The sequence below is a fragment of the Nitrobacter sp. TKz-YC02 genome (genome assembly GCF_049852135.1).
GTDB classification, from domain to species: Bacteria; Pseudomonadota; Alphaproteobacteria; order Rhizobiales; family Xanthobacteraceae; genus Nitrobacter; species Nitrobacter vulgaris.
This window is the reverse complement of sequence record NZ_CP180728.1, coordinates 3,559,320-3,581,116: the sequence shown is the minus strand read 5'-3', so window position 1 is coordinate 3,581,116 and position 21,797 is coordinate 3,559,320. Positions and strand designations below refer to the sequence as shown.

Annotated in this window: 22 protein-coding genes; 10 read left to right on the top strand and 12 right to left on the bottom strand. The window is 60.3% G+C overall.

Annotated features, from left to right (window positions below):
* Positions 1–18: 18 nt before the first annotated feature.
* The 8 genes from ACM561_RS17210 to ACM561_RS17175 all read right to left on the bottom strand — a co-directional run bounded on the left by ACM561_RS17210 (position 19) and on the right by ACM561_RS17175 (position 6,973).
* A complete protein-coding gene (locus tag ACM561_RS17210; RefSeq protein WP_425906671.1) occupies positions 19–498 on the bottom strand; it encodes a hypothetical protein in 480 nt (159 codons plus the stop codon).
* 236 nt (positions 499–734) lie between these two features.
* Positions 735–1,145: a DUF2237 family protein gene (locus tag ACM561_RS17205; RefSeq protein WP_425906669.1), complete on the bottom strand. Its 411-nt coding sequence runs from the start codon at positions 1,143–1,145 to the stop codon at positions 735–737.
* Positions 1,146–1,569: 424 nt separating this feature from the next.
* On the bottom strand, positions 1,570–3,111 hold the full coding sequence (gene tnpC / locus ACM561_RS17200; RefSeq protein WP_425905412.1) for an IS66 family transposase: 1,542 nt from the start codon (positions 3,109–3,111) through the stop codon (positions 1,570–1,572).
* 71 nt (positions 3,112–3,182) lie between these two features.
* Positions 3,183–3,542: an IS66 family insertion sequence element accessory protein TnpB gene (gene tnpB / locus ACM561_RS17195; RefSeq protein ID WP_009798194.1), complete on the bottom strand. Its 360-nt coding sequence runs from the start codon at positions 3,540–3,542 to the stop codon at positions 3,183–3,185.
* Positions 3,539–4,060, bottom strand: a complete 522-nt coding sequence (gene tnpA / locus ACM561_RS17190) for an IS66 family insertion sequence element accessory protein TnpA (RefSeq protein ID WP_425905410.1) — start codon at positions 4,058–4,060, stop codon at positions 3,539–3,541. Before tnpA ends, tnpB begins: the two co-directional genes overlap by 4 nt.
* 834 nt (positions 4,061–4,894) lie before the next feature.
* On the bottom strand, positions 4,895–5,536 hold the full coding sequence (locus tag ACM561_RS17185) for a recombinase family protein (RefSeq protein WP_425909812.1): 642 nt from the start codon (positions 5,534–5,536) through the stop codon (positions 4,895–4,897).
* A 16-nt stretch (positions 5,537–5,552) separates the two neighbouring features.
* Entirely contained in the window at positions 5,553–5,909 is a 357-nt protein-coding gene (locus ACM561_RS17180) for a recombinase family protein (RefSeq protein ID WP_425909810.1), read from the bottom strand.
* A gap of 41 nt (positions 5,910–5,950) precedes the next feature.
* Positions 5,951–6,973 carry a polysaccharide deacetylase family protein gene (locus tag ACM561_RS17175; RefSeq protein ID WP_425906667.1) on the bottom strand — a complete coding sequence of 341 codons (1,023 nt, stop codon included), beginning with the start codon at positions 6,971–6,973 and terminating at the stop codon, positions 5,951–5,953.
* A 456-nt stretch (positions 6,974–7,429) separates the two neighbouring features.
* On the opposite strand from ACM561_RS17175, the gene ACM561_RS17170 reads away from it, so the two are divergent.
* The 4 genes from ACM561_RS17170 to ACM561_RS17155 all read left to right on the top strand — a co-directional run bounded on the left by ACM561_RS17170 (position 7,430) and on the right by ACM561_RS17155 (position 11,191).
* Complete coding sequence (locus ACM561_RS17170; RefSeq protein WP_425906666.1) at positions 7,430–7,783, top strand: hypothetical protein; 354 nt, start codon at positions 7,430–7,432, stop codon at positions 7,781–7,783.
* A gap of 153 nt (positions 7,784–7,936) precedes the next feature.
* Positions 7,937–9,094 carry a pyruvate dehydrogenase (acetyl-transferring) E1 component subunit alpha gene (gene pdhA, locus ACM561_RS17165; protein ID WP_425906664.1) on the top strand — a complete coding sequence of 386 codons (1,158 nt, stop codon included), beginning with the start codon at positions 7,937–7,939 and terminating at the stop codon, positions 9,092–9,094.
* Positions 9,087–10,067, top strand: coding sequence for an alpha-ketoacid dehydrogenase subunit beta (locus tag ACM561_RS17160; RefSeq protein WP_425906662.1), 981 nt, complete (start codon positions 9,087–9,089; stop codon positions 10,065–10,067). Before pdhA ends, ACM561_RS17160 begins: the two co-directional genes overlap by 8 nt.
* Before the next feature lie 20 nt (positions 10,068–10,087).
* Entirely contained in the window at positions 10,088–11,191 is a 1,104-nt protein-coding gene (locus ACM561_RS17155; protein ID WP_425906661.1) for a dihydrolipoamide acetyltransferase family protein, read from the top strand.
* A gap of 134 nt (positions 11,192–11,325) precedes the next feature.
* Here the strand turns inward: ACM561_RS17155 and ACM561_RS17150 are convergent, their stop codons facing one another.
* On the bottom strand, positions 11,326–11,589 hold the full coding sequence (locus tag ACM561_RS17150) for a hypothetical protein (RefSeq protein WP_425906659.1): 264 nt from the start codon (positions 11,587–11,589) through the stop codon (positions 11,326–11,328).
* 301 nt (positions 11,590–11,890) lie between these two features.
* Here ACM561_RS17150 and ACM561_RS17145 point away from each other — a divergent pair, with 301 nt between their 5' ends.
* The gene (locus tag ACM561_RS17145) at positions 11,891–12,064 is read left to right on the top strand and encodes a hypothetical protein (protein WP_425906657.1); all 174 of its coding nucleotides are present in this window, start codon (positions 11,891–11,893) and stop codon (positions 12,062–12,064) included.
* 505 nt (positions 12,065–12,569) lie between these two features.
* Here the strand turns inward: ACM561_RS17145 and ACM561_RS17140 are convergent.
* Positions 12,570–12,866, bottom strand: a complete 297-nt coding sequence (locus ACM561_RS17140; protein ID WP_425906655.1) for a cytosolic protein — start codon at positions 12,864–12,866, stop codon at positions 12,570–12,572.
* Between the two features lie 145 nt (positions 12,867–13,011).
* Positions 13,012–13,602: an NADPH-dependent FMN reductase gene (locus tag ACM561_RS17135; protein WP_425909808.1), complete on the bottom strand. Its 591-nt coding sequence runs from the start codon at positions 13,600–13,602 to the stop codon at positions 13,012–13,014.
* Between the two features lie 359 nt (positions 13,603–13,961).
* Between ACM561_RS17135 and ACM561_RS17130 the strand changes: the two genes are divergently transcribed.
* The gene (locus tag ACM561_RS17130) at positions 13,962–14,159 is read left to right on the top strand and encodes a hypothetical protein (protein ID WP_425906653.1); all 198 of its coding nucleotides are present in this window, start codon (positions 13,962–13,964) and stop codon (positions 14,157–14,159) included.
* 356 nt (positions 14,160–14,515) lie between these two features.
* On the opposite strand, the gene ACM561_RS17125 is transcribed toward ACM561_RS17130, so the two are convergent.
* Positions 14,516–15,874, bottom strand: coding sequence for a formimidoylglutamate deiminase (locus tag ACM561_RS17125; protein WP_425906652.1), 1,359 nt, complete (start codon positions 15,872–15,874; stop codon positions 14,516–14,518).
* A gap of 84 nt (positions 15,875–15,958) precedes the next feature.
* Between ACM561_RS17125 and hutI the strand changes: the two genes are divergently transcribed.
* The 4 genes from hutI to ACM561_RS17105 all read left to right on the top strand — a co-directional run bounded on the left by hutI (position 15,959) and on the right by ACM561_RS17105 (position 21,792).
* The gene (hutI, locus tag ACM561_RS17120; protein ID WP_425906650.1) at positions 15,959–17,173 is read left to right on the top strand and encodes an imidazolonepropionase; all 1,215 of its coding nucleotides are present in this window, start codon (positions 15,959–15,961) and stop codon (positions 17,171–17,173) included.
* A complete protein-coding gene (gene hutH / locus ACM561_RS17115) occupies positions 17,170–18,732 on the top strand; it encodes a histidine ammonia-lyase (RefSeq protein WP_425906648.1) in 1,563 nt (520 codons plus the stop codon). Before hutI ends, hutH begins: the two co-directional genes overlap by 4 nt.
* Positions 18,733–18,743: 11 nt before the next feature.
* On the top strand, positions 18,744–20,414 hold the full coding sequence (hutU, locus tag ACM561_RS17110; RefSeq protein ID WP_425906646.1) for a urocanate hydratase: 1,671 nt from the start codon (positions 18,744–18,746) through the stop codon (positions 20,412–20,414).
* A 94-nt stretch (positions 20,415–20,508) separates the two neighbouring features.
* Entirely contained in the window at positions 20,509–21,792 is a 1,284-nt protein-coding gene (locus tag ACM561_RS17105; protein WP_425906644.1) for a cystathionine gamma-synthase family protein, read from the top strand.
* Positions 21,793–21,797 lie beyond the last annotated feature (5 nt).

The window sequence follows — 21,797 nt, the reverse complement described above, 5'->3', positions numbered from 1 at the left end:
GCAATATCCGGCGCGTGATTACGCAGAAAAGTCCGCCACCCTTGGCTTAGCGGCCCGTCGTTTGACCATGTACTTGGCGACGCTCGACTGCGCGACCTCAAACCCGAGCTTGAGCAGTTCGCCGTGGATGCGGGGCGCGCCCCAAAGCGGATTTTTGACGCTGATCCGCCGGATCAATACGCGTAGCTCCGCGTCGATCCGCGGGCGCCCTCCCTGCGGGCGCGACTTCCAACGCCAGTAGCAGCGAAAACCGGCTCTGTGCCAACGCACGAGCGTCTCGGGCCGGATGATGGTGAGAACCTTCAGGATTGATGGAAACCAGCGATACAGCTGGACAAAGAACCAGCGATCGCTGTTTGCGAGTCGAACACGGCCACGCAGATTGCGCCGCAAAACAATCAACTGATGTCGAAGCGCCGCGTTCTCAGTTTCAAGCCGCAACTTCGACTTGAATGGCGAGGCCAGAACGGCCAGAACGAAACAGAGCAGCCCGATCATTCCACCAGCTTAGGCGATTCCGTCACATCATCAACTCGGATGAGGTTTTCGGCACACACAGGTCCCCGCCGTGAAGAGCCTCGACGCCTTCGGCTTCACGGTCATTCTTGACCTACGCTTATGCTCGAGTTCATTCTACACCGGGAAGAAATTCATCGCGCTTGGCAACAGCGGTATCGGAAAGACCATGCCGCGCTCGCCCTTGGGTTTGCTGCCATCATGACGCGGTTGGGTGGTCACGCTAGATCCATTGCAAAGCGTTTGAGATCGGCGAGCGAGCAATGTATCAGCGCACCCTCATGAGTGGCGCGCAAGACCACTCGCGGTGCTTGGTTTGCTTGGAATGCCTCCTGCCAGCGGGGTGCACATAAGCACCATCGGTCACCGGGCTTCAGGCCTGGGAAGCTGAACTCCGGCAATGGAGTCGAGAGATCGTTGCCGCGCGATACAGAAAAATCGAGAAACGCTGCAGTGACCACAACGCAGACTGTGTGATTGCCAATGTCCTCTGACCCAGTGTCGCAGCAGCCGTCCCGATAAAACCCCGTCATCGGCTTGATCGAACAGAGTTGAAGCGGCTCGCCGAGTACGTTCCGACTTGTACGGTGGTTAGGGCCGCCCCCACTATCCGGATCGTCCCTTAGCATTTCTGCACCTTGCCTTCCCCCCTGCATCTGGCACTGCAAAAAGCGGGCGTCGTTGGCAGCCTAGGGCCTAAACGTGTCGAACCTAGAAATGATCTCTGCGAACGGCGTTGCGTTCGAGAACGAATACATAACCGCGCCATAGACAGAAGCTCCACGAAACGTCCGAGCGGAATAGCAGGCAGCGGTGGGGTAGAGGTCTATCTGATCCTATGCCGAAACCTGCCCTGCGTCCACGACGGCCTGAGGGGGGATGGCGCAATTGCGAGGCACTGAGGCGGCTCGGTTTCCAGGACTCGACGAAAATCCCGGGTCCATTCTCGGGTGCACAGACGGAGTTTTACCCTCATCTGCAAATCGAGGCACAGATCACATTCGGAGCGCAGCTCGCGCTTGAGCCGTAAGCGTCTATTCCTGACACGTCATCTTAGTTGAGGATAGTTGCCGGGCGCCAGTTCCATGGCAAGAGCTGATCGAGCCGGCTCATGGGATGACCGGCCGACATTCGTTCAAGGATGTCCTTGAGATAGGTGAAGGGCTCGACGTCATTTAGCTTTGCCGTGGTGATGAGGGAGCAGACTGTGGCCCAGCGCTGAGCCCCGCCATCTGATCCGGCGAACAGGTGGTTCTTTCGTCCGAGCGTGATGGGGCGAATGGCGCGTTCGACGGTGTTGGTGTCGAGCTCGATGCGGCCGTCATTGAGGAAGCAGCAAAGAGCATCCCAGCGGCTCAGGGCATAGCGAGTGGCATCGGCGAGCCCGCTGCGCGGCGGGATTTGGGCGAGTTGCATTTCAAGCCATGCTTTCATCGCCGTGACCAGAGGCAACGACTTTGATCGACGCATGCTTTGCCGTGCTTCCGCGGTCTGGCCGCGGATGGCGGCCTCGATCACGTAAAGCTCGGCGATGCGTCGCAGCGCTTCGGTCGCGACAGGCGAGGCGGTCGCCTGCTGCACCTCGTAGAACTTCCGCCTGGCGTGAGCCCAACAAGCTGCGAGCTGGATGGTGCCGCCGTCGCGAAGCCGATCGAACCCGGGATAACCGTCGACCTGAACGATGCCGCTGAAGTTGGCCAGATGAGCAGCGGGACGCTCAGCCTTGCGATCCGGACTGTAGAGATAGACCGCGGCTGGCGGATCCGGTCCGTTCCAAGGCCGGTCATCGCGGGCGTACACCCACAACCGGCCAGTTTTGGTGCGGCCGCGGCCGGGATCGAGTACCGGGATCGGCGTGTCGTCGGCGAACAGTTTCTGCGATGCAAAGATGTGTTCAGCGAGCTTGGATTGAAGGGGCTCCAGCCACCAGCAGGCGCCGCCGATCCAGTTCGCCAAGGTCGAGCGGTCCAACGTGACGCCCTGCCGGGCGAAGATCTGGCTCTGCCTGTAAAGCGGGAGGTGATCGCAGTATTTGGAGACCAGAACATGGGCGAGCAGAGCCGGGGAGACCAGCCCCTTGGCGATCGGCCGCTCTGGTGCTAGCGCTTGATGGATAGTCCCGCAGGCCCGACAGCCATAGCGCGGCCGGCAGATTCGGATGACCCGCAGCCGCGCCGGCACATGGTCGAGCATCTCGCTCGTCGTTTCGCCGATCAAGTGCAGTATGCCGCCGCAACAAGGGCAGGTTTGATGCTCAACATCGAGCCTGACATCCTCGCGGGGCAAGTGCACCGGCAGGCTCGGGCGCTCGCTTTGGGTCCTCGGGGGACGGCTCTCGGCTGGCGGAGGCGGAAGGCTAGTTTCGACGCGCGCAAGATCGGCGTTGAGGTCTTCGAAGCCGAGTTGCAACTGCTCGTCATCGAGCCGCTCAGCCCGGCGGCCGTACTGGTTGCGCTGCAGCCTCTTGATGATGAGATTGAGCCGTTCGATCTCGGCCTTCGCCTCGCTGAGGCTGACGCGCTCGGCTACAAGCGAACGCACCAGCTTTTGCAGCGTCTCCACGTCGTCGGGCAGTGCGGCGAGATCGACGTTCATACGAGAAGAATCTAACTGACTCGCACCGTTCTCGCCGCATTTCTTGCATCATCGAGTCAATCGGTCGCAGATCATCCGGCAATTGCCGGACGCCAGCGTTGCTCGGGCGCGCGCCAATCGACACCTTCGATCAGCAGCGACAGCTGTGCTGAGGTCAACGACAGCGTTTCGCCAGGCGCAATGCTCGGCGGCCACAGAAAGACGCCGTGCTCGAGCCGTTTTGTGAATAGGCAGAAGCCGGTGCCATCCCAGTAGATGATCTTGATAAGGTTGGCCCTGGTGCGACCTCGGAAGACAAACAGATGTCCGGTAAATGGATCCTGGTGCAGGACGCCTTGCACCAGCATCGCGAGACCGTCGATGCCTTTGCGCATATCGATGTAGCCCAGAGCCAGGTGCACCTTTACGTTTGGAGGAAGCAAGGCCGTCATGGCATGGCCCTCTCGGCCGCAGGTGTCGCTCCGTCGGCGATCTGCACAGTGACGAAGCCCAGCTCTTTCGCTGCGGCAACGTCCTGCTTCCATCGGCGCAGAACGCGCGGAGCGATGCCGTAGCGGCGCGAGATCTCGCTGCCGCTCGCGCCGGACCGTATCATCTCTTCAAGAATCCAACGCTTGTCGGCTTCGCTGAACCGTCGCCGATGCCCTTCACGTGGTCTTGGAACAATGGGCTCCGCTGCCGCCGAGGAGGGATAAGATCCCGGACTTACGAGGGGACTTAACGGCGGACTAAGGGGAGGACTTAAGGAGCGTCGTCGATACAACAGCTTCCGCTTGGGCGGCTGTGGCTCCACTTTAAACAACGATCGCCAGTTGCCAAACGCCTTGAGCGGAATGCCTTGCGCTTCACAATATTGACGTTGATTCAAGTCGCTACGCGTCCATGCCTCGTGATGCGCCCGCCAAAAATCCTCGCCTTGACGCCTCCACCCTCGATGTTCGCTCGTCATGCTGTTCTCTCCATCTTCAAATTGAAGACAGGAACAGATCGGGGTCGCTAACGATCGAACAAGGGTGCGAGAAATGGACGCTTACGAAAAGGCCGTGTTTTTGTCTTTTCGATCGTGTTTCTAAGGGGCCGCCTCCCTGTTACTCCCTGATATCCTCTTTCAGAAAAATCACAGAAAGCGCTACGAGGCAGGCGCAAGTCACGATCGTCGCTATACGTCTCCCTGTTTTTTGCAAGAAATCACCCTGTTTAGCCCAAATAACAGGGAGACCGGTTCGCATCCGACTGCGTCCGCCACCACCCAGTCTGCTATTTCTCAGATTTTCAGAGACTGACGCAAAAGGCCTGCTAGTGGCGGGCTTTTCCACACTTTGATCTGCGGAGGGTCCGTCTCCGTGACCCGTCTGGGCTGATTTTGAGGCTCTGTCTCTGCGGCGCAATTTCCCGTTCCTGGGAATTTCATAGGCGGGATAAGGCGGGGTTACCGGCCGGCACAAGCGGCAGCACCTGTCGGTGCTAAGCCGAGGCGCCTCATCTGCTGTGACCATTCAGCCGGCGCATCGCGGAGGGCAGCGACACCGATCCCGCGAGGAAATCGTCCTTCAACTGTTGCTGTCACAAGGGTAGGTGCAAGGAAAGCGAGGGAGATCGTCATATTGATATGTCGGGTGCTGCAATGCTGCCGAGCGGCGAGACTTTCGATTGTTTCGCGGCCCTCCACGATCTCCTGAAGCCAAAGGCGGCCGCGCCCGATCGATCGGATGAGAGCCGACCGGCGTTCAGCCTTCATGGGCCGGGGGCGATGCTCTGGCGTATTCGCCGGCAGCAGAATTTCTCAGGCGGGCCTTGATGGTTTCTTCCAGGGCACGACGACGGTGCGCGAGGTGAGGGCGGGTTGCTCAGCCGAATTCGGATCGTAGGGACTCAGGATCTCTTGATTGTCGTTTCCTTCAGATCTCAGATTGATTGCCAATTGGTTCTTGCGAACCTCAATGCGGGTGACAAACCGCTCAAGGGTGTCTCGAGACAGCGTTTCGTTCGAAAACGATTCATCGATGTCCGTGTTGGCAATGACCGCCTTGGAGATCGTGACTTCCAGCTCTGACGCAGGCACGCGGGTGACCGAGCCAATGGGTGTATCCGCCTGACCCCGGATGCAGGGCGCAGAGACATAATAGCGATGTCGAACGCGGTCCCGACTGGAGTAGGTCAAGATCATGCGATGGCCGGCGTCATCAAACAGCAGTCCGGCAAGGAGAGCGCGGGTTCGGATACGTGTCGTCGTCCGATGGGACCACTGTTCGGTCAGCCTTTGTTGAACGAGATCAAACAGTGTGCGGTCGAGCAAAGCAGGCTGTGGCCCAGGCAGAATCTCGCCCTTAAACTTGACTTCGCCGAGATAAAAACGGTTACGCAGCATATAAAACAACGGCCCCTGCGTGAACGGCACACCTCCTCGCGTTCTGCCTGACGCCAGCTGCCGGACCTTGGACTTAAAGCCCCGCTCCTTCAGATCCTTGACCGAGGCGGTTGACGCTGCCGAGTTCCAGATAGCGCTGAAAGATCAGACGAACGATATTGGCCTCTCCTCGTGAATGTGAAGCTGACCATCCTTGAGGATGTAGCCTAGCGGAACCATGCCGCCGACCCGAGACAAACGAGACGCCATGGGCATCGAACAGTTCGACCAGCTTGGCGAAGTCAGCCAGAGAGCGGGTCAGCCGGTCCACCTCATAGACGACGATGATGTGGATCCGGCGGGCCATGACATCTGCCAAGAACCGCTGCAGGGTAGGGCGATCGGTCGATCCGCCAGAGAACCCGCCGCCGTCGTAGCGCGCCTTGACCAGCGACCAGCCTGCATGCGCCTGACTTCGGATATAGCAGGATCTTATTCTGAAATCGTCTGGACGACGCTGGACACCGGCCTGGAGCTTACGGTCGGCAACTTCGCGTCTTTCAAGAGCTCTTCGTCGTATTGCGGCAGGGTCTGCACCGGAGCCTTGGAGCGCATCGCCACGACCTTGTATCCGCCGGCTTTCAACCGCTTCAGGAATTCGGGCAAGGCTTCCGCCGTATGCTTGTGGAAATCGTGCATCAGGATGATGCCCTTGCCGAGCTTGTCGAGCTTCTTCATCGTCACATCAATGACGGCTTGCGCATTGCGTGCCTTGAAGTCGAAGGAGTCGAGATCGCAGGAGAATATCGCGATGTTGCGCTCGCCGAGATAGGCCACCACTTCCGGCGGATGCTGCAGCGCTGGGAAGCGAAAGAATGGGGCGGGCGAAACGCCCAAGGCCCACTTCACTGCGCTGAAACCTTTTTCGATCTCTCCCTTGCGCTGAGCCTCCGTGAGTTTCTTATTGGTGAGGGCGGCGTGTGACCATGTGTGAGATCCGACGGTGTGCCCGGCTGCGTAAACCTGCTTGAGGATTTCCGGGTGATAGGTCGCGTGCTTGCCGATCGAGAAGAAAATGCCGGTCGTGCATTCATCCGCCAGTGCCCTGAGGACGGCGGGCGTATTGAGCGGCCATGGGCCATCGTCAAACGTCAGGACCACTTCCTTGTCGCGCAGGAAATCGAGCTGCTTGAAATGCTCGAAGCCAAATCCAGGGCCGCCTGTCGTGTCGATCTCGACTGTGCGTGCGACGCCGAGCGCGCTCGGATTGTTGCAAGCGGCTCTTGCCGGTTGCGCAGCGGGGAGAGGTGGGGGCGGCAGAACGATTGCCTTTGCAGGGCTGGGATCTGTGACGAGAACGGAAGTGATCGCGGGCACGCGGGCCGAGGCGGCAGTGTGATCCGGCGCAGCACTCGGTACTCTACTGGCGCGCAGAGTTGGAGTCTTCAACCATACTGCGCCAACGGCACTCACAGCGATTGCGCCTGCTAGGATTAGCCCCGTTGCTATGCGCATCGTCCCTTTCCCCAAAATCAGTTGTTTCGGGCCATGCCAGCGAAGTCCCCGCCGGGAAAAGACAACGGCAACGGATTGCTGGCAGCAACGTGTCTCAATGCCGAAGGATATAGGATTATTCTCAATTTCTTGCTCAGACTTAATCAAGCTTACGTGACGATGGTCGGGCTAATGGCCCGCATGATTCGTCTGACATCACCCAATAGAGATCGTCGAGGGTGCGAGGCACGCCGGCGAGCTTCAGAAAAGCGAACAGCCATTGAAACAATTCGTGGTCTCGCACGACGGTCTGGCACAATATTGCCGTACCATCCACGCAGCGGTCAGTATGTGAGAAATGCCGAGCGCCTGTGCCTTCATATTGAACCCGGACATACTGATGGTGCAGTCCGCCAAGGACCGGGTAGCAGATGATGCGTCCGGATGTTTTCGGCGGCACGTGACATCAGCGCGTCCTTGTCCAATGACAAATGGGAGCGCGTTTCTCTTGAAAATGATTTGCCCGCGCCTTCGAGGATAGCTTGCGCCGCAAAAACGATCAACTCATGCGCGAAGCGCCGCGTTCTCGGCTTAAGCCAACTTCAACTTGAATGGCGAGGCCAGGACGCCCAAAGCGAAACAGAGCAGTCCGATCATTTCGCCAGTTTAGGTGATTTCAACGGGAGAGCCGTCCATAGAGGCAATAACTCTGCTGCGATATCCCGGCTTTCCGGCACGCCACAGCCGGCGTCTTGCCCTGCGAATCAAAACTGCAGTCTGGCGAAGCACTATGACAATTGCTCCGAGCTAAACCGCTTCGTCGGCATCTGAAAAGCTCCTTTGCCAAGCCAACTCTCTCACATCGCTTGGCCCAAAAAAAGCCCAGTCAGGTCACCGTCGCTGCGTCGTTTCCACAATCGTGTCGATCGATTCCAGCAAACCTACAGTGCAGCAACGACAGGGGGCGCATAAAGGGAAACTTGCATGGTCTCCGCACAAACACCAACTGATTGTAGAAGACACAATCGCTCCGGGAGCGAGAGCGTGGCCAGCCGACGGGTAAACCAAGATCTCCCCGTGATTGCGCGCTTTGAGGTGCGCCATCGCAACTACCTCGCGCCAGATGGCTCGATAGCTCGGCCGCTCCCCGCTTTCGCATCCGATCCCAACCGGCTCATCGCGCTCTACAGGGCAATGGTGCTACTGCGCCTCTTCGACAAAAAGGCTGTTGCATTGCAGCGCACCGGCCGGCTTGGGACTTATGCCGTTTCGCTCGGCCAGGAGGCCGTATCAGTTGGGACAGCCAGTGCGATGCGGGAAGAAGACGTGCTGTTGCCCTCCTATCGCGACAATGGCGCGTTGGTTTGGCGCGGCGTCAAGCTTGAAGAGATCCTGCTGTTCTGGGGCGGGGACGAACGAGGCAATTGTTTCTCCGGACCGGTCCACGATTTTCCACTCTGCGTTCCCGTGGGATCTCAGGCGCCTCATGCCGCCGGCGTCGCCTATGCCTTCAGGCTGCGCAAGGAGCCGCGTGTCGCCGTGTGCCTGTTCGGCGATGGCGCCACCTCGAAAGGCGACGTCTACGAAGCTATGAATTTTGCCGGCGTGCACAAATTGCCCGTCGTGTTCGTCGCCACCAACAATCAATGGGCTATATCGGTGCCGGTGCGACTGCAGACCGCTTCCGAAACACTGGCGCAAAAAGCTATCGCCGCAGGATTCAGTGGCGAGCAGGTCGACGGCAGCGACGTAGTGGCGATGCGCGCCGCGGTCGAAGAGGCCATTGCCGCAGCCCGTTGCGGCAATGGCCCCCACTTCATCGAGGCGGTCACCTACCGCCTCAGCGACCATACGACCTCCGATGACGCTTCACGCTATCGTTCGGCTGACGAAGTCCAGGCTCATTGGAAGGAAGAGCCGATTGCCCGCTTGAGGGCTTATCTTGTGGGTCAAAAAATGTGGGGCAAAGCAGACGAAGAACGGCTCGCCACCGAATGCCATGAGCGCGTCGAGGCGGCTGTCGAGCGCTATCTGGCAATGGCACCACGCCGGCCGGAAACCATGTTCGATCATCTCTATGCCGATCTGCCCGAGGTCTATGCCGCACAGCGCCGTGAACTCGCGGGAGAGCAAGATGCCTGAGGTAACGCTTGTGGAAGCCGTCAACCTGGCGCTCGGACGCGCGATGGAGGACGATCCCGATGTGGTCGTGCTTGGCGAAGACGTTGGCGTCAACGGAGGCGTCTTCCGCGCGACTGCGGGCCTGCAGAAGCGCTTTGGAGCGGGGCGCGTCCTTGATACGCCGCTTGCTGAACTGCTGATCAGCGGGCTCTGCGTCGGCATGGCGGCGCAGCGGCTAAAGCCCGTCGGCGAGATCCAGTTTATGGGGTTTATTTATCCCTGCCTGGATCAACTGGTGAATCACGCATCCCGAATGCGTAACCGCACCCGGGGACGGCTCACCTGTCCGATGGTTCTGCGCACGCCGCACGGGGCCGGCATTCGTGCGCCCGAGCATCATTCCGAAAGCACCGAGGCGATGCTCGCCCATATTCCCGGCTTGCGCGTTGTCATCCCCTCTTCGCCGGAACGCGCCTATGGACTTCTCCTCGCCGCGATCCGCGATCCCGATCCAGTGGTGTTTCTGGAGCCAACGCGCTTGTACCGCACGGCGAAAGGCGAGGTGCGGGACGATGGCGAAGCCTTGCCGCTGGATCGTGCCTTCGTCCTGAGGGAGGGTCGCGACATCACGCTGATCAGTTGGGGCGCGGCGGTAAAAGAGACCGTGGCCGCGGCCGATGCGCTCTCCGCCGAAGGCATCGCTGCCGAGGTCATCGATATTGCCACGCTCAGACCCTATGATGAAGGCACCGTGCTCAGATCGATCGCGAAGACCGGACGTTGCCTCATCGTGCACGAGGCGGCACGCACCGGCGGATTCGGAGCCGAGATCGTAGCCTTTATAGCCGAACGTGGCCTGTCCTCGCTGCTCGCGCCTGTAACCCGCGTCACCGGCTATGACACCGTCATTCCGATGGCACGCCTCGAGCAATACTATGTACCTTCGGTCGAACGCATCGTCACAGGGGCACGCAAGGTGTGCCAGTTCAGCTGAATCTCAACGGACTTTGTTCTATGCGCCAGTTCATGCTGCCGGATCTAGGAGAAGGTCTCGAAGAGGCGGAGATCGTCGCCTGGTATGTCAACGAAGGCGATCACGTCGTCACCGATCAACCGCTCGTTTCCGTCGAGACCGACAAGGCGGTCGTTGAGATTCCCTCGCCGTCGAACGGACGCATCGCTCACGTGTTTGGCACCAAGGGAGATATCGTGAAAGTCGGCATGCCGCTGATCGAATTTGCCGAAGGCGCCGAACAGGACACTGGCACAATTGTCGGCGAACTCGGCGGCGGCGAAAATCCGCCTCCGGCGGGAATCTCCTCCGGGTGGACGACCGGGCAACAGCAGCCTCAGGTGTTTCCGGCCGTGCGCGCGCTCGCGCGCAGGCTCGATGTCGATCTTGAGAGCGTCGAGGCCACAGGACCCGGCGGCACCGTCACACGGGCCGATGTCGAGCGGGCTGCGAAGCGTATGTTCCAAATCTGCTGCGCCGAACCCGTGCGAGGCATGCGGCGCGCGATGGCCCAACGCATGGCTGCGTCCCATGCGCAAATCGTCCCCGCCACCGTAACTGATGAAGCCGATATCGACGATTGGCCGACGGGTGAGGACGTGACGATCCGCCTGGTCCGGGCCGTCGCTGCCGCCTGCAAGGCAGAGTCCGCGCTCAATGCCTGGTATGATTCCGGCACGGGAGAACGGCGTCTCATCGCGCGCGTCGATCTCGGCATCGCCGTCGATACCGAGGGCGGCCTCATCGTTCCCGTGTTGCGCAATGTCGCAGAGCGCAGCGTATCGGACTTGCGGGCCGGCCTCGACCGCCTGCGGGCTGACGCAATCGCGCGCTCGATACCCCTTGAAGAGCTGCGCGACGCGACCATTACGCTGTCGAATTTCGGGATGATCGGCGGCCGGTTTGCCAATCTGATCGTCGTGCCGCCGCAGGTCGCAATCATAGGAGCCGGACGGATTTCCCAGCAGGCAGTTGCGTATCGGGGGCAGCCTGCGGTGAGACGTGTGCTGCCGTTGTCGCTCACCTTCGACCATCGCATCGTGACCGGCGGCGAGGCCGCACGCTTCCTGGTCGCACTCAAGTCCACGCTTGAGCTGATGTCGTGAACCACCTGTTTTGCACGTGCTCGCAAGGTGTGTGTACTGAAAACCCTATCCGAGTTGATGACGTGATGGAATCGCTTAAGCTGGCGGAATGATCGGGCTGTTTTGTTTCGCTCTGGCCGTCTTGGCCTCGCCATTCAAGTCGAAGTTGCGGCTTGAAGCTGAGAACGCGGTGCTTCGACAATCAGTTGATTGTTTGTGGTGCAAGCTGCTTTCGCTGCTATTGGCGGTGGAGATCGCGTCCACTTGGAGGGCGACCTCAGATCGAGACGGAGCTGCGCGCGCTGATCCGGCAGATGAGTATCGAAAATCCGCTTTGGGGGGCGCAGCGTATCCATGGTGAACTGCTCAAGCTCGGGATTGAGGTCGCTCAATTGTTGAACGATCCTATCTGCTCTCAAAGGCTTCTCACTCGATGAATGTCAAAATCATCTCGCCGCCGCTGGATACGACGCAACTGCTCGAAAAATGCTCTAGCGATCACGGAATGAGGATTGCGGCAAACGCCATAGCGAAGGGAAGCAACCCAAGACCGATCACGCCCGTAGTATAAGCGACCCGACTATCGAGTAGTGGTTTATGACGCATGGCCAACCCTCCTCGCAGCCCGACCACCGACCCTCCGTGCGGTCGGGGCAACTATCCAGCTGCTGAAGCATGCACCCACCGAAGCAATTGCGCCAGTCCTTTTGGAGTCGCAGCGTGTTTCAAAAGTGTGCCGGTGGCCGGCTGATCCGCGAGCCGAGCATCGCCAATCCGTTGTGGGGAGCGCCGAGAATCCATGGTGAGCTTCTCAAGGTTGGCATCGAGATTGGCCAGACCCCGTGTGGCCAAGTATATGGCGCGGAGGAGGGCCCCTACGTCGCAGGGTTGTAAAACGTCCATTCGTAACCACGCTGACGGGATCGCCGTGCCAAACAACTGACGGAGGCGTGTGGCTGGGAGCAAATCCCTCGTTACCTGATCGGGGACCGCGATGGCGCATACGGCGAAATATTCCTGCGTCGGGTTCGATCCATCGGCATTCGAGATCGTCCGACGTCTCCTCGCTCACCGTGGCAAAATGCGTATGCTGAACGGCTATCGGATCGATCCGCAGGGAATGCGTTGATCATATCGTGGTAGTCGACGAACGCCATCTGCGTCACGTGCTGCTCTCGTACATGAGCTACTACAACGGCACGCGCACCCATTTGTCATTGAACAAGGACGCGCCGATATCACGTGCCGTCGAGACAGCCGGCCGCATTCTCTGTCGACCGATTCTGCGGACTGCACCATCAATATGTTCGGACATCGTGCTACATCGCTAGGACTAACCGACACTTTGTTCTAGGAAGTCCCAGGCTGTTTTCGGATCATGCTTCAAGATAAAACCAGGTCACGGCTGTTCTTGAAGGATCGGCGCACCGAGTTCATCGAAACGAAAGAGCTGAAAGACCCGCTGGCCGTTGAGGTCGAGCACTCTCAAATCATCGGTCTCGTGCAGACCGCTCTCGACGGCTTGAAAATGCCCGCCGTAGCGCTGCCTAGCGAGCGACACTGGAACATCAAAGGCGACGAACTTGCCAATCCCTTTGTGTTTGAGCTCTTCGAGAAGCTTCGGAGCGTGCAAGGACTCGTGCGACGTGAGAATGAGCAGCGGACCGCTCGCCGTAAGCAGCAAAAGCGATTTCATCGGCCTCTCCTTCGCGGTTGGACTGAATTCACGCGTGATATCCAGTCTGGTTGGATAGTCTCGCCGACGCTCCCAGTATAAGCCAGTTCATCGTTTATAACGATTCCGGGGCGGACATGTGCGACGCCGTCGCGACAACCAGCGATCAATACGGCGGTTTCTTGCGTTGTCGCTGCATCTTTGCCGCTTCCACCCACCACATCAGATCGTCGGCAAAGCGCGGAAACGCCCTTTCGAGAGCCTCGCCACCCGCACCCAGCGGAGCGCCATCAGCCGCGAGGGTCTGTGCAATGGGACCAACCGCGATCGTGCTTGAAACCACCACCATGCCCATCTCGGAAAGTGTGCCGTGCCACGCGATTGCGGCGCGTGCACCGGAGAAGCGTCCTGCCGAATAGCTTGCGATCGCAGCGGGGCGCCAAAACCACTCCTCGAGAAAATGATCTGTCAGGTTTTTCAGTCCCGGCTGGATACCCCAATTATATTCGCCGGTGACGAATACGAAGCCATCGGCATCGCGAATCTTTCCGGCCAACCGGTGGAGCTGCTCGGGCGCTGCTCCCGGTGGAAATTCCTTATACATTCTGTCGAGAATCGGAAGGTTGACCGCCTTGGCATCGATCAGTTCGACGACTTCGCCGCGGCGCCGCAACCGCTCAACGACGAATTCGGCGAGGCGGATACCCATCCGATCAGAACGATAAGAACCGTAAAAAACCAGGATTTGATTGCTCATTGCCGCACCGCATGGATGCTCTGCCCCGCTTTCCCTATCAGGAGCGGCATGTCGGACTTGCTGGAGCACGATGCCGCTGAGGAGGTGCCGCAGGAATGCTTCGTCCGCACTCATACCGGAATTGTACCACGCGCTTTCGAGCCGTGCAGAGTCGAACCGCAGCCGCTCCGGATAAGTCACCAGACTATGAAGCATGCCGAATTGCACGGGAATCGAACTACCCGTTGCCCGCATTCAAATGGACGGGCGGCGAACCTCCGGCTCTCCCTGATGCTTGCTATCACGCGCCCGTGTGCGTTCCCTTAGGAACGGTCACGTCCCGGTGAGGTTGCTTTCCTGAACAGGCAGGGAGCGCAGCCATGACAATCCCCAATGACGACGAGCCTCCCAGGAGAACGAGCGATGCGAGGCGCACCAACACCACCCGCTGGGCTATCGCTGGCGCGGTCATCCTGGTGCTGTTCGGCCTCCTGCTGATCTCGCCCGGCCGCAACACGCACGATGAGTCAGCCGAGAATCCGCCGCACCCCGCGACGCAATCTGAACCCCAAAGATGAGCTTTGGATGGTGCGCCGCAAACCAACGCCGCCAGCCCGTTGAAGAGCTGGGGGCATGAACGACTAGGGACGAGGAGGGCCGAGGGGTGCGCAGTCCCTAGTGCGTAACCCTACGGAAAGATGTCGCTGCGGCCGGGCTTGGCGTACTTGATGTTATCGTCGTCGCTGTGTGAAGGTACGGCTTGAATGGCGAGGTCAGGACGGCCAAAGCGAAACAGAGCAGCCCGATCGTTCCACCAGCTTAGGCGATTCCGTCACATCATCAACTCGGATGAGGTTTTCGGCACACACACGGATCTGCTTGTACAGCGTCGGTTTGTCGGCTGCCTGGAGTTTGTCGCGATCTGTGGAGGGACTCATACCACGAGCCTTCGCACGGCTGCGTTGAATGTGTCGCGCGCTTTCTGGTGGAGCCGGTGGCGCCCACCTTCGACGACTTTGTCTCCTCCCGCCCAGACACAAGCGATGGCACCCGCATTTGCTGCGAAAATCCAGCCGTCGAGGACGGCATCCCTGCGACGTCCGGCGAGCGACGGATGCATGGTGTCGAGGGTCACGATGTCCGCGCGTGCACCTGCCTGGAGTCCGACGGTCGGCTGCGCGAGCGCCTGTGCGCCGCCCTCTAGCACGGTGTCGAGTAGTGCCCGACCGGTGGAGGCGCCCGGACCGTCAGACAACACATTGCGCCCCCAGTGCTTTAACCGCTGGCCATATTCGAGCTGACGCAGTTCGTCGGCGACGCCGACCAGTATATTGGAATCTGTGCCGACGCCGAACCGGCCGCCCGCATCAAGGTACTCGCGCGTTGGAAAAATGCCGTCGCCGAGGCTCGCCTCGGTAACCGGACAGAGCCCGGCGACTGCGCTGCTCTTGGCAAGCGAGGCGATTTCTGTCGCGGTCATATGGGTCGCATGGATAAGGCACCAGCGCTGATCGATGGGTGCATGTTCGAGCAGCCATTCAACCGGCCGCCGGCCCGACCAGGCAATGCATTCCTCGACTTCCTTGATCTGTTCGGCGGCATGGATATGAACCGGACAGGCTCCGGCCAGTTGCACGATTGCAGCTAATTCGTCCGGCGTCACGGCCCGCAGGCTGTGCGGAGCGATACCGACATTGGCCCCAGGCAATGCGCGGACGGCCATCCGTGTGGCGGCAGTCAGCTTGGCGAACTGGTCGATCGAGCAGATGAACCGGCGCTGGCCGGCATGTGGTACGGCTCCACCAAAGGAGCTGTGCGCGTAGAAACTCGGCAGCAGTGTGAGCCCGATGCCGGTGATCTCGGCGGCTCGCGCAATTCGAGTCGCCATCTCGGCAGGGTTGGCGTAGGGCCTGCCGTCGTGGTCGTGATGGAGATAGTGGAATTCCCCGACGCGCGTATACCCCTGCTCGAGCATCTCGACATAGAGCAATGTTGCGACGGCTTCGATGTCTTCGGGAGTCATGTCCAGCGCGAACCGATACATCGTCTGGCGCCACGTCCAGAACGTATCCGCAGTATTGCCGCGCGTTTCGGCGAGCCCAGCCATGCCACGCTGGAATGCGTGACTGTGTAAGCTCGCTATTCCGGGGATTGCCAGCTGGTGGCGTTCATCGTGGGTTCCCGGCGCCGTGCCGATCGTAACCTTGGTGATGGTCCCGTCCGTCACGACCACCTGCACGTCATCCTCCCACCCGGAGGGAAGCAGTGCTGATGCGAAATGCAGCGTGGACATGTTTCCAAACCGGTGGACAGAGCATCGACACGATCATATGTATGGACATATCGACCCTCAAGCTTCTGCCGTTGAGGGAGCTGCATGGCCGAGCGCTTCGATCGTATCTGGCACAATGCACGGCTCGTCACCGTTCGGGCGGATCTGCCCGATCTTGGTGTGATCGAGTGGGGCGTGATCGCGGCGCGCGATGGCCGCATCGTCTTCGCGGGCGAGCGTTCCAACTTTTCGCCGGATGCCGATGCCGCTGACCGGATCGATTGCGCGGGGCGGTGGATCACGCCTGGGCTGGTCGATTGTCATACCCACTTGGTTTTCGGCGGAAACCGTGCACACGAGTTCGAGCTGCGGCTACGGGGAGCAAGCTACGAAGAGATCGCGCTTGCGGGCGGCGGTATCGTCTCGACGGTCGCTGCGACGCGGGCCTCCAGCGAGGCTGAACTCGTTGCCAGCGCGCTGCCAAGGCTCGACGCTCTGATCGGCGAGGGCGTGACGACGGTAGAGATCAAATCCGGCTATGGGCTCAACACCGAAACCGAGATGCGACAGCTGTCAGCCGCACGTGCGGTAGGCCGCAGCCGGCCGGTCACCATCCGGACCACGTTTCTTGGCGCACACGCACTGCCTCCAGAAGCTGATGGCGACAAAGATCGATACATCGACCTCGTTTGCCGCGAAATGCTGCCGGCAGTGGCGCAGGCCGGGTTAGCCGACGCAGTCGATGCCTTCATGGAAGGCATAGCTTTTTCGGGAGATCAAACGGCGCGGGTATTCCGTGCGGCAAAGGCGCTTGGACTGCCGGTCAAGTTGCATGCGGATCAGCTGTCGAACCTCGGCGGAGCAGCGCTTGCTTCGGAATTTTCCGCTTTGTCTGCCGATCATCTGGAGTACACAAATCACGCCAGCGTCGCGGCCATGGCGCAGGCCGGTACGGTGGCAGTCCTTCTGCCGGGCGCGTTCTATTTCATTCGCGAGACGACGAAGCCACCGGTCGAACTGTTCCGCGCCCACGGCGTGAACATGGCGCTGGCCACCGACTGCAATCCCGGCAGCTCGCCGCTCACGTCGCTTCTGCTGGCCATGAATATGGGCGCGACGCTATTCCGGATGACCGTTGCCGAATGTCTTGCCGGTGTGACGCGGGAAGCCGCGCGTGCACTGGGTCTCCTCGGTGAGACCGGTACGCTCGAGGCCGGCAAATGGTGCGATCTCGCGATCTGGGATATCGACCGGCCGGCCGAGCTGATCTACCGGATGGGCTTCAACCCGTTGCACAGCCGGGTATGGATGGGACGATGAGCGACCGGGACGCATCCATTGTTGTTTCGCCCGGAAGGGTCAGCCTCGACGATCTGGCGCAAGTGCTTGCGGGCGCGGCCGTCGTACTCGATCCATCATTCTGGCCGCGCGTCGAGGCAGCATCGGCTATTGTTTTTGAGGCCGCGGGTGCGGAAGCTCCGGCATACGGCATCAATACAGGGTTCGGAAAACTGGCGTCGAAACGCATTCGGCCCGACCAGACGGCGCTGCTGCAGCGCAATCTCATTGTATCGCATTGCTGCGGGGTAGGACCGCCTACGCCCGAAGCGATTGTTCGCCTGATGATGGCGCTGAAGATCGTCTCATTGGGGCGAGGCGCTTCGGGCGTGTGCCGCGATGTCATCGAGCAACTCCAGGCCATGCTGGCGCGAGGCGTTTATCCGCTCGTGCCGCAGCAGGGATCGGTGGGAGCGTCTGGTGATCTGGCCCCCCTTGCGCATATGACGGCTGTCATGATCGGCGAAGGTCAGGCCCTGGTCGGTGGCGAACTTGTACCGGGCCTCGACGCGCTCGCCGCCGCCGATCTCACGCCCTTGACCCTCGGACCGAAGGAAGGCCTCGCCCTGATCAACGGTACGCAGTTTTCGACGGCCTATGCCATTTCCGGCTTGTTGCGCGCCCATGGCTTGGCCTGCGCGACGCTGGTGACAGGTGCCCTGTCGGTCGATGCGGCCATGGCTTCTACTGCCCCGTTTCGCCCGGAGATCCAAGAACTGCGAGGGCATGCAGGCCAAATTGCAGCCGGCGCGGTCCTGACCGAGTTGCTGGCAGGGAGCGATATTCGCAACGCGCATCTCGAAGGCGACGAGCGCGTGCAGGATCCTTATTGCCTGCGCTGCCAGCCGCAGGTGGCCGGCGCCGTGCTTGACCTGCTGATGCAAGCCGCCCGCACGTTGACGATCGAAGCCAACGCCGTCACCGACAATCCGCTGGTGCTGGTCGAGACCAGAGAGATCGTATCGGGAGGAAATTTTCACGCTGAGCCGGTCGCATTTGCCGCCGACCAGATTGCGCTGGCATTATCGGAGATCGGTGCGATCAGCGAGCGACGCATCGCCACGCTCATTGATCCCGCGCTGAATTTCGGGCTGCCGCCGTTCCTGACCCCCGAGCCGGGCATCAACTCCGGCCTCATGATTGCCGAGGTGACGGCGGCCGCGCTTTATGCCGAGAACAAGCAACGCGCCTCGGCCTGCTCGATCGATTCGACTCCGACCAGTGCCAACCAGGAAGATCACGTGTCGATGGCTGCGCACGCTGCGCGCCGATTGTCGGATATGGCGGACAATCTTGCCACCATACTCGGTATTGAATTGCTGGTTGCGGCGCAAGGCATCGGGCAGCGTTGGCCGCATTCGACCAGCCCTGCGCTTGCGGCTGTTATTGCAGTGTTGCGCGAGCAGGTGCCGGCGCTTGGTGCCGATCGCTACATGGCCGACGATCTCGCCAAGGCAACGGTGCTGGTCGCAGCCGGCGCATTGCCGGCCGCCGCGATTTCGGTACTCGAGAAGAACCCGTTTCCAATACTTGCCGGGTAAGGTCATTTGTGATGAACCGCCGACTGGACAACGACCGTACGATCCGATCGCCGCACGGGTCCGAGATCAGCGCCAAGAGCTGGCTAACGGAAGCGCCGCTCCGAATGCTGATGAACAATCTCGATCCGGACGTTGCCGAACGGCCGAACGAACTTGTCGTCTATGGCGGGATTGGTCGTGCAGCCCGCGACTGGGACAGTTTCGATCGGATCGTTGCCGCACTGCGCAAGCTCGAAGGCGACCAGACGCTGGTCGTCCAGTCGGGCAAGCCGGTCGGAATTTTCCGCACTCATCCCGATGCGCCGCGCGTGCTGATCGCGAATTCGAACCTGGTGCCGCACTGGGCGACGCTCAATCACTTCAATGAACTGGACAGGCTCGGGCTGATGATGTTTGGGCAGATGACGGCCGGATCGTGGATCTACATCGGCAGCCAGGGCATCGTACAGGGGACGTATGAAACGTTTGTCGAGGTGGGGCGACGCCATTACGGCGGCAGCCTCGCGGGCAGGTGGATCCTGACGGCGGGTCTCGGCGGTATGGGCGGCGCCCAACCACTTGCCGCGACGATGGCCGGTGCGTCGATGCTTGCGATCGAATGCCAGCCGAGCCGCATCGAGAGGCGGGTGCGCTCGGGTTACCTCGACCGTCAAGCAGGCACGCTTGATGAGGCGCTCGCGATCATTGTGCAGGCGACGCAGAGCAAGAAACCGGTCTCGGTCGGCCTGCTCGGCAATGCCGCAGATATTTTTCCCGAGCTGGTTCGCCGCGGGGTAAGGCCCGACATTGTCACCGACCAGACGAGCGCGCACGATCCGATCAACGGTTACCTGCCGAAGGGCTGGACGCTCGCCGAGTGGGAGTTCAGGCGTGAGGCCAATCCGAAAGCGGTCGAAGCGGCAGCCAAGACCTCCATGGTCGACCACGTCCAGGCCATGCTGGATTTTCACGCCCAGGATATTCCCACGTTCGACTATGGCAACAACATTCGCCAGATGGCGAAGGACATGGGGTTGAAGAACGCATTCGATTTCCCCGGCTTCGTCCCGGCCTACATCCGTCCACTGTTCTGCCGAGGCATAGGACCATTCCGGTGGGCGGCTCTCTCGGGAGATCCCGAAGATATCTTCCGGACCGACGCCAGGGTTAAGGACCTGATGCCGGACGACAAGCATCTTCACAACTGGCTCGACATGGCCAGAGCACGGGTCAAGTTCCAGGGGCTACCAGCGCGGATCTGTTGGGTCGGCCTTGGCGATCGCCACCGGCTGGGTCTGGCGTTCAATGAAATGGTGGCGAGCGGCGAGCTGAAGGCGCCGATCGTCATCGGTCGCGATCATCTCGATGGCGGTTCGGTGGCGAGCCCGAACCGTGAAACCGAAGCGATGCGCGACGGCTCGGATGCTGTGTCCGACTGGCCGCTGCTCAATGCGTTACTCAACTGTGCCAGCGGAGCCACGTGGGTCTCGCTGCATCACGGCGGGGGCGTCGGAATCGGCTATTCGCAGCACGCCGGCATGGTGATTGTCGCCGACGGAACTCCGGAAGCTGCGCGCCGCATTGAGAGGGTGCTTTGGAACGATCCAGCGACGGGAGTTATGCGTCATGCCGACGCGGGCTACGAAAGTGCGATTGCATGTGCCCATGCCAACGGGCTCGATCTGCCCAGTCTGACGGTGTAGCGGCGGACGCCGTGCTCGTAGCTTAGGGGGTAATGTCGAGATTGTCGGGGGATGCTAGGCTCTAAATCCAGCCAGCGAGGACAGGCGACAGGCCATGGTGAAACCGTTTCCGTCGAAGACCCACATCGGCAACCATATGTTGCACCCAGAAACACTGATGCTAACCTACGGCTACGATCCGCAACTATCGGAAGGTGCGATCAAACCACCGGTATTCCTGACCTCGACTTTTGTTTTTAGGACAGTTGAGGACGGACAGGACTTCTTCGACTTTGTCGCAGGTAGGCGCGAGCCTCCGGAGGGGATGGGCGCTGGTCTGGTTTATTCCCGGTTCAATCACCCCAATAGTGAGATCGTCGAGGACAAGCTTTCTGTTTACGAGCGCACCGAGAACTGCGCGCTATTTTCGTCCGGCATGGCGGCGATTTCGACCATGATCCTAGCGTTCGTCCGCCCTGGTGACGTCATTCTGCACTCACAACCGCTCTATGGGGGAACCGAAACTCTGTTTGCGAAGACGCTTGCGAGCCTTTCCATCGGCGCACTGGGCTTTAGCGATGGCATTGACGAAGCCGTGGTCAGACTGGCAGCAGAGGACGCGATGCGCAAAGGCCGGGTCGCGATGATTTTTATTGAGACACCGGCCAATCCCACCAACAGCCTAGTCGATATAGCGATGGTACGGCGTGTCGCCGAGATGATCGGCCGGGCCCAGGGGAATACGCCTATCGTCGCGTGTGACAATACCTTGCTCGGGCCGGTGTTTCAGCGGCCGATCGAACACGGCGCGGATCTGTCGTTGTACTCGCTGACCAAATATGTCGGCGGCCATTCCGACCTGATCGCAGGCGCTGTGCTTGGCCCAAAAGCGCTCATGAAAAACGTCAAAGCGTTGCGAGGTGCCATCGGCACCCAACTGGACCCCCATTCCTGTTGGATGATCAACCGGTCGCTCGAGACACTGAGCATTCGGATGGAGAAAGCTGACCGGAACGCGCGGGTCGTGGCGGATTACCTGCGTGACCACCCCAAAGTGGCTAAAATGCACTATCTTGGTCACCACGAAGAGGCTTCCCCGGCCGGAGGTGTCTTCGCGAGGCAATGCCTCGGTGCGGGATCCACCTTTTCCTTCGACATTGTTGGCGGCAAAGTCGCGGCTCTAAAGTTCTTGAACTCACTGCAAATTTTCAAGCTAGCGGTCAGCCTTGGCGGAACTGAATCGCTTGCCAGTTTGCCCGCAAGTATGACCCATTCCGGCGTCCCGGTTGACATCCGCCAAAGAATGGGGGTTCTCGAGTCCACGATCCGGCTGTCGATAGGCATCGAAAATCCGACGGATTTGGTTGCGGACATCGCACAGGCGTTAAACGAGACTTAACCTAC

Coding starts and splice junctions, on each gene's coding strand:
- ACM561_RS17210 (WP_425906671.1), bottom strand. CDS start 498: ATGATCGGGCTGCTCTGTTTCGTTCTGGCCGTTCTGGCCTCGCCATTC.
- ACM561_RS17140 (WP_425906655.1), bottom strand. CDS start 12,866: ATGAAATCGCTTTTGCTGCTTACGGCGAGCGGTCCGCTGCTCATTCTC.
- pdhA (WP_425906664.1), top strand. CDS start 7,937: ATGGTCTCCGCACAAACACCAACTGATTGTAGAAGACACAATCGCTCC.
- tnpC (WP_425905412.1), bottom strand. CDS start 3,111: ATGAACGTCGATCTCGCCGCACTGCCCGACGACGTGGAGACGCTGCAA.
- hutH (WP_425906648.1), top strand. CDS start 17,170: ATGAGCGACCGGGACGCATCCATTGTTGTTTCGCCCGGAAGGGTCAGC.
- tnpA (WP_425905410.1), bottom strand. CDS start 4,060: ATGACGAGCGAACATCGAGGGTGGAGGCGTCAAGGCGAGGATTTTTGG.
- ACM561_RS17205 (WP_425906669.1), bottom strand. CDS start 1,145: ATGCTAAGGGACGATCCGGATAGTGGGGGCGGCCCTAACCACCGTACA.
- tnpB (WP_009798194.1), bottom strand. CDS start 3,542: ATGACGGCCTTGCTTCCTCCAAACGTAAAGGTGCACCTGGCTCTGGGC.
- ACM561_RS17130 (WP_425906653.1), top strand. CDS start 13,962: ATGACAATCCCCAATGACGACGAGCCTCCCAGGAGAACGAGCGATGCG.
- ACM561_RS17135 (WP_425909808.1), bottom strand. CDS start 13,602: ATGAGCAATCAAATCCTGGTTTTTTACGGTTCTTATCGTTCTGATCGG.
- ACM561_RS17155 (WP_425906661.1), top strand. CDS start 10,088: ATGCGCCAGTTCATGCTGCCGGATCTAGGAGAAGGTCTCGAAGAGGCG.
- ACM561_RS17105 (WP_425906644.1), top strand. CDS start 20,509: ATGGTGAAACCGTTTCCGTCGAAGACCCACATCGGCAACCATATGTTG.
- hutI (WP_425906650.1), top strand. CDS start 15,959: ATGGCCGAGCGCTTCGATCGTATCTGGCACAATGCACGGCTCGTCACC.
- ACM561_RS17125 (WP_425906652.1), bottom strand. CDS start 15,874: ATGTCCACGCTGCATTTCGCATCAGCACTGCTTCCCTCCGGGTGGGAG.
- hutU (WP_425906646.1), top strand. CDS start 18,744: ATGAACCGCCGACTGGACAACGACCGTACGATCCGATCGCCGCACGGG.
- ACM561_RS17175 (WP_425906667.1), bottom strand. CDS start 6,973: ATGCGCATAGCAACGGGGCTAATCCTAGCAGGCGCAATCGCTGTGAGT.
- ACM561_RS17160 (WP_425906662.1), top strand. CDS start 9,087: ATGCCTGAGGTAACGCTTGTGGAAGCCGTCAACCTGGCGCTCGGACGC.